Below are 3,249 nucleotides of genomic sequence, written 5' to 3' on the forward strand. Positions count from 1 at the left end.
CGGCCCCCTCGCCGGCGGGCGTCGTCGTGGCGGCGGCCGCGGCGCGCCGGGCCGCCGGCGGGACGGCCCGACCGATCATCGCCTGCACCAGCTGGTCGAGCGAGACCTCGCCCGCGGGCTCCCCGTCGAGCACGACCCGGCTGTCGCGCATCACCGTGATCCGATCGGCCAGCCGGCGTACCTCCTCGAGGAAGTGCGAGATGTAGAGGATGGCCAGGCCGTCGCCCACCAGGGTGCGCAGCACCTGCTCCAGGCGCGCGACGGCCGCGCGCGGCTGGGCGGAGGTGGGCTCGTCGAGGATGAGGACCCGGGGCCGCTGCAGCAGCGCACGGCCGATCTCCAGGAGCTGCTGGTCGGCCAGCGGCAGCTCCCCGGCGCGAGCGTGCATGGGCACGCGCAGGCCCAGCCGGGCGAGCACCGGCGCGGCGCGCTCGTCGAGGCGCCGCCGGCGGACGAGCCCGAACCGCCGGTCTGCCCCGACCGGGAAGAGGTTCTCGCGCACCGACAGGTCCGGGAAGACGCTGAGCTCCTGGGCGACGAAGGCGATCCCGGCGCCCCGGGCGTCGCGCGCGCCGCCGAACGACACCGCCGTCCCGTCGAGCAGCACCTCGCCCTCGTCGGGCCGGACCACGCCCGAGAGGACCTTGACCAGCGTGGACTTGCCGGCGCCGTTCTCGCCGACCAGCGCGTGGACCTCCCCGGCTCGCAGGGCGAGGTCCACCCCGGCGAGCGCGGTCACGCCGCCGTACCGCTTGGACACCTGCCGGGCGGCGAGGACGGCCTCGGTCATCGTGCGTCCTCGAGCGGCTTCATCTGCGCCTCGGGGTCGGCGAGCAGCTCCTTGATCTGGTCCTCGTAGTAGGAGTACGCGTCCTCGGGCGACTGCTGCCGGGTCAGGATCGCGTCGATGTTGCTCGCGTCGACGACCAGGCCGGGGGTCTCGAACCAGCCCTTCGGCGCCGCTGTGCCGCGGGCGTTGTCGATCAGGAGCTGCATGGCGATGTAGCCCTTGAGGAAGTGCTCGGGGTCGAGGGTGCAGAAGAGGACGCCCTCCTTGACGTACTCCAGGGTCTTGGCGTCCACGTCGAAGCCCGCCACCAGGTAGCTGCCCTTCTGGGCCTGCTTGATCTTGGCGAGGTCGTAGCTGTCCGCGTCGCCGACGCCGAGATAGGCGAGCGCGTCCGGATGTGCGTTGACCAGGGACTGCCAGGCGCCGTAGTTCTGCGCGGGGTCGCTGTAGGTCTGGTAGGGCCCGAGCGCCTTGACGCCGGGCGCCTCCTTCGCGAAGGTGTCGATGATGCCCTGGGCACGACTGTCGAGCACCGGGGTGCCCGGGTTGGGCACGCCCACGACGATCTCCCCGGTCGGGTTGTCGCCGAGACGCTCGATCGCCTGCTCGGCGAGCATCGCGCCGAGCGCGTAGTTGTCGTTGCCGACGTACGTCTCGATCTTGCTGCCGTCGGTCGGAGAGGTGTCGAGGGCGATCACGGGCACGCCGGAGTCGATGAGCTGGGCCGAGGGGCGGGTGAAGATGGGCGGGTCGAGGTTCTCCAGCACGATGCCGTCCGTCGCGGTCTGGCCGAGCGCGGAGAAGAGCTTCTGCTCGGCGGGCCCGTCCGTGTTCGGCGGCCCGACGACCTGGAGCTTGACACCGGTGTTGTGGGCGGCGGCCTGCTTCGCGCCGTCGGCCATCGACGAGGCGAAGTTGAGGCTGATGTTGGCGACCGCCATGCCGAGGTGCAGCGTGCCGCCGTCCGAGGCCTCGTCGGTCTCCGACGAGCTGCCGCAGGCGGCGAGCGGCACGAGCAGCACCGCGGTGAGGCTCGCGGCGACGAGCCGCCGGCGGGCCGGGCGTCTCGTGGATGGGCTGGATGGATGCGTCATTGCTTCTCCTCAGGGGGTGGGTCCGGCGGTGGACTTCTGCCGGGGGAGCAGGCCACGGCCCCGAGATCTCCGCAGGCCGGCGTCGAGGGCGACGGCGAGCAGGATGACGGCGCCGGTCGCGAAGGTGGTCCAGTTGATCGGGACGTGGAAGAAGACGAGGGACGTCGCCACGACGCTGAGGATCAGGGAGCCCATCGTGGCTCCCGGCACCGAGCCGCGCCCGCCCATGAGCGGGGTCCCGCCGATGATGCAGGCCGCGATGGCGGTCAGCTCGTAGCCCTGCCCGATCGTCGGGTCGCCGGCCATGAAGAACGCCAGCGCCAGCGCGGCCGCGATGCCCGCGGTGAGGCCGGAGACGGCCAGCGCTCCGATCCGGGTGAGACCGACGGGCAGGCCGGCGTAGGCCGCCGCCTCCGGGTTGGAGCCGATCGCCCGCACCTGCGCGCCGAACCGGGTGTGGGTGAAGACGACCGCGAGCACCACGGTGACGACCAGGACCGTCCACACGGCCGTCGGGACGCCGGCGATGTCGCTGCCCGCGACGGTGAAGAAGCTGTCGTCGCCGGGCAGGCCGGCGATCTGCCGGCCGTCGGCCATGGCGAGCGCCGCGCCGCGGAAGAGCAGGGCACTGGCGAGCGTCACGATGAACGAGGGTGCGGCGATCAGGGTGGTGACCAGTCCGTTGAGCGCCCCGAGCGCCGTGCAGGTCGCGATCAGCGCGACCGCGGCGAGCCAGGGCGGCACGCCGTGCACCATGAGCTCGGCACCCAGGACGATGCCCAGCGCGTAGTTGCCGCCGACGGAGAGGTCGACGTCGCGCATGGCCAGGGGGAACACCATCCCGCACGCCATCAGGCAGACGTAGGAGGAGCTCTGCGCGGTCGAGAGCAGGTTCCGCGAGGTGAGGAACGGCGGATGCACGACGCCCACCACGAGGACGAGGCAGGCGAGCACGATGACCACCCCCAGCTCGTCGCGCAGCAGGACGCGTCGCCAGTCGCGGCCGGGGCGGGCCCGGGAGCCGCGGGCGAGGGGATGGTGGGTCTCGGCGTTCGCCATGGATCGAGCCTCGGCCGCCCCGGCGGGTCCGGCAATCGTCGCGTTCCACCCGATGGAACGGAGCATGATCATGCTCCCGACGGGCGTGACTACGGTCGGAGTCATGACCTTGCTGGACGCGAAGCTGTGGGACCGAGCCATCTTCCTGGGCGAGTTCACCGAGGGCTCGGGCGGCGACTACGCCGTGATCGAGCCGGCCACCGGCGCCGAGCTGGGGCGCCTCGGGCTGGCCACCTCCGAGGACGTCGACCGGGCCTGCGCGGCGGCGGCCAGGGCGCAGCGCAGCTGGGCCGCGGCGCCGTACGA

Annotated in this window: 4 protein-coding genes; 1 reads left to right on the top strand and 3 read right to left on the bottom strand. The window is 72.7% G+C overall.

The window, feature by feature from the left end:
- From QM572_RS02715 to QM572_RS02725, 3 genes are all read right to left on the bottom strand, one after another.
- Positions 1-790, bottom strand: a 790-nt coding sequence (locus QM572_RS02715; RefSeq protein WP_415089763.1) for an ATP-binding cassette domain-containing protein, incomplete at its 3' end; no start/stop codon positions are given.
- Complete coding sequence (locus tag QM572_RS02720) at positions 787-1,884, bottom strand: sugar ABC transporter substrate-binding protein (protein ID WP_415089765.1); 1,098 nt, start codon at positions 1,882-1,884, stop codon at positions 787-789. The genes QM572_RS02715 and QM572_RS02720, both read right to left, overlap by 4 nt.
- Positions 1,885-1,893: 9 nt before the next feature.
- Positions 1,894-2,943, bottom strand: coding sequence for an ABC transporter permease (locus QM572_RS02725; RefSeq protein ID WP_415089767.1), 1,050 nt, complete (start codon positions 2,941-2,943; stop codon positions 1,894-1,896).
- 103 nt (positions 2,944-3,046) lie between these two features.
- Between QM572_RS02725 and QM572_RS02730 the strand changes: the two genes are divergently transcribed.
- The coding region (locus tag QM572_RS02730) for an aldehyde dehydrogenase family protein (protein ID WP_415089769.1) at positions 3,047-3,249 on the top strand (203 nt) is incomplete at its 3' end.

This window comes from Nocardioides sp. (assembly GCF_047607365.1).
GTDB lineage: Bacteria > Actinomycetota > Actinomycetes > Propionibacteriales > Nocardioidaceae > Nocardioides.

What these genes read in the sequence shown, in the direction of transcription:
- QM572_RS02720 (WP_415089765.1), bottom strand. Translation starts at nt 1,884, where the DNA reads ATGACGCATCCATCCAGCCCATCCACGAGACGCCCGGCCCGCCGGCGG.
- QM572_RS02725 (WP_415089767.1), bottom strand. Translation starts at nt 2,943, where the DNA reads ATGGCGAACGCCGAGACCCACCATCCCCTCGCCCGCGGCTCCCGGGCC.